The 3243-nt window shown below is 33.9% G+C and carries 4 protein-coding genes and 1 pseudogene; all 5 read right to left on the reverse strand.

Going from position 1 to position 3243, the window contains the following annotated elements:
• Positions 1–27: 27 nt before the first annotated feature.
• Positions 28–546 (reverse strand): annotated as a pseudogene (locus AB3X49_RS19980) (DinB family protein).
• 15 nt (positions 547–561) lie between these two features.
• Positions 562–1062, reverse strand: coding sequence for a GNAT family N-acetyltransferase (locus AB3X49_RS19985; protein WP_088291012.1), 501 nt, complete (start codon positions 1060–1062; stop codon positions 562–564).
• 34 nt (positions 1063–1096) lie between these two features.
• Positions 1097–1642, reverse strand: coding sequence for a GNAT family N-acetyltransferase (locus AB3X49_RS19990; protein ID WP_367964295.1), 546 nt, complete (start codon positions 1640–1642; stop codon positions 1097–1099).
• A 15-nt stretch (positions 1643–1657) separates the two neighbouring features.
• Complete coding sequence (locus tag AB3X49_RS19995; RefSeq protein ID WP_367964297.1) at positions 1658–2359, reverse strand: nucleotidyltransferase domain-containing protein; 702 nt, start codon at positions 2357–2359, stop codon at positions 1658–1660.
• 14 nt (positions 2360–2373) lie between these two features.
• Positions 2374–3057 carry a DNA alkylation repair protein gene (locus AB3X49_RS20000; protein WP_367964300.1) on the reverse strand — a complete coding sequence of 228 codons (684 nt, stop codon included), beginning with the start codon at positions 3055–3057 and terminating at the stop codon, positions 2374–2376.
• Between the last annotated feature and the right edge of the window lie 186 nt (positions 3058–3243).

Consider the following 3243-nt stretch of genomic DNA (forward strand, 5'->3'; position numbering starts at 1 on the left):
GAATATAATTAATATTCAAAAATTTAATCATACATGCGGTCTACTTCTATATAACTTTCGTAATCGACTAATATGAGCTTGATGGTACCGATTATGATCGGCTATATGCCATATTCCCCACCTTATAGTCGCATTTTCTCCCTTTTCATAAAAAACTTCTCGTGTTAAATCATTTTCTGTTAGTTTCATACATTCCTCATAAAACATATGTTGCACAGCTTCATAATCTTGCATTAATTCTTGTAATTTGTACTTTCTTAAACTAGGCAATTCTCCCATTTCATTCAACATTGGTCCATATTTATTTTCAAGTGCAGGCGGAACTCCCTCTCCTTTTAAACGGTACACCCAGTGTAAATCGACTACTGCTAAATGCTGAAGTAGCTGTCCAATGTTATTTTCATTATTTTCAGACCCTTTATAGGATAGTTCGTTCTTTTCAATACCTTCGACTAACCTTTACAATCGTTTAAATGTATCAGTAACCGTTGCATACAAAATTGCCACGTTGGGGTTCATATCTTTTTCTAAATGGAGATCTTTCATGATAATATCCTTCCTTTAAAGAAACAACACCATATTTTCATCATCACTATACACACCATTCACCTTTATAGCTCTTTTTTCAATTCCATACGTTTTAAAGCTCATTGATTCATACAATTTTTTTGCTGGTTCGTTTGTAGATACAACACCTAATGTCAATTGCTCTAGTTTTATATCTCGCGCTCTTTGAATGGCATTTGTTATTAACTCACGTGCCAATCCGTTCCGCCTGTTTTGTGCATCTACATACATCGCAACGATATGACCTTTATGTTTATACGCCTCTCTCTCTTCTGTTAGTAAAGTGACAACTCCAACTAAATGATTTTCTTCATTAAATGCACCAAATGTACAACTAGTAGTAGCTGTTAAATTACTTTCCACTCGCTTAATAGGATTTTCCTGGCGAATCGCCTCTTCATAAGTTGTTACAAATGCCTCTGGATTTACTTGTAAAGCTTGTAAACGTAAGTCCCAATATTTTTCCGCATCTTCTTTCGTAAGTAATCGAATCATATTTATCCTGCCCCTTTAAGTTAACATAATATTTTTATAAGCTACTATTTAAAGATTGGTATTCTTCTCTTAACATACTATAGCGATAACGATGAATGAACTTCCCTTTACGTAACCGATCATTTCTCATTATTCCTTCACAAACAAATCCTGCTTTTTCATAACTCTTTCTAGCTTGTAAATTTTCTTCGTCTACTCGTAGCCATATTTTTTCTAATTCGAATACAGAATAGCCAATTTGTAACATACTGTATAGTGCTGCCATTCCATATCCTTTACCCCAATATTCTTTATTTCCAATGGCAATCCCTAGTTCAGCATTTTTATTTGTTTGATCAAAGTTTTTTAGGTCTATCCATCCAATGTGTATACCTTCCTTTGTAACGATAGCTCGTTGTTCATAACCATTCCCTCGACTTATGCATGCTTCAATCCACCTTCTCGTATCTTCACGAGTGAACGGTGGATATTGATCTGGTACAACTAAATGCTTTGTTACTTCTGTATCTAATGACCATTGATATCGATCTTCTACATCATCTATTGTCAGTTCTCTTAATTGAACGAATGGTACATTCACTTTGCTATCCCCTTTTCATTTCCCTATAGAAAATCCTTCGAACATTCTTCCTCCGTATTGATCTAGCGTGTTTTCTACAAAAGTAATTAATTCATTTTTCTCCTCTGTTTTATAAAAATGATCAAAAGCCGCTACAAAATGTTCTGCATATTGCTCGTCATACCTTCTTAACACTCTAATAAACCATTTTGAATTTCCAAGCCATTGACCATTTACCCTTAAAACATATTCATGTACTAAATCAGCTAATAAATTGGCGATGAACAATTCTTCTTCTCTCTTTGTTGCACCAATGAAATCATCCAAGGTATCCGTAATAAAATAGCGTTTCTGCTTCATCGTTTCTTCTGACCATTTTTTTGGTCCTTTATTTAATAAATCATTCGCTTCTCTTTTAAGTGTCTCTACAATTTCATCTTTTCCTTTTAGCACAATCCCTTCTGAAACTAATTGAGGTAATGAAGGTCTCCCGCGCTCACAATCACTTTTAAAAAAGGTTTTATACGTTTCAAAATTATGTACGAATACTTCAACAGGCCAGCCATTACTATAGAAGGATTCTCTATAACAAGATGACAAACTTTGGTCGAATATTACAATATCAAGGTCAGATGTTTTCGTAGCCTCTCCTCTAGCCACACTTCCCCCTAGTAAAGCAACATCACAATTCGAAAATTGTGATGTAATTATGCTTTGTGCCGCTTCAATTGGTTTCATAATCTTACCCCTTCTTATTTTACTTTCCTTTTTTCAGCTCTTTCTCGTGCCTTTTTAATATATGGTTCTGCATCTGGAGTTTTGCATGACGTTGCACCATGATCAACTTCTACTTTTCCAATTTCACGTGCAATTTCAATTGCTTGTTGCTCTAAAGCTTCATTTCGAATCCCTATCGCAATTAATGCACTATTCATTCCTTCTCTTTTTCTGTTTTTTTCATTATGTATATGAACTTTAATCACTTCTAAATACGGTAAGAAGAAGTCATCGTCTAACGTTTTATTTTTCATTGCGATATTCGCTAATAATGACCAACCAGCTCTTCCAATCCATTCATCATCAGACTTCGTCCATTCTTCCATTCTTTCTATCGCGATTGGTGACGTACATATTGCTGTCATAAGAACGTCCATTAAACAATAGTAATCAACATCCTGAACCCATCTATTTAGTTGTTCTGACGTTAGTTTCTTCGGATCTAAAATCATCGTTGCTAAAGTCATTGCATCCATATTTTTCGTTTCCCATAATGAGATTGCTAAATCATGATCTTTTTTTATCCTCTTTTTCAACAATTTTAAATTTGCAAAACTAACTCCAAATAACGGCTCTTTTGCCCCATGATTTTTAAAGATTTTACGGTTTTGTTCTGTTCCATATTCTTCTAGTTGCTGCATTACTTCTTCAAATAACATAGATCCACCTCTTTTATATATTTTGTTGCCTTCACATATGTATGTACGATATATTCTACATTATTTTTTGGTTTTCCTATATTTATTTTTAAAATACGGTATGTGAAATTTTATTGATGTTCTTTAAAATAAAAAACATCCTCTTCCTTATTTTTCACACGGTTGTTCATTCACACTCTGTATACC

The sequence above is a fragment of the Bacillus sp. C30 genome (genome assembly GCF_040838255.1).
GTDB classification, from domain to species: domain Bacteria; phylum Bacillota; class Bacilli; order Bacillales; family Bacillaceae_G; genus Bacillus_A; species Bacillus_A mycoides.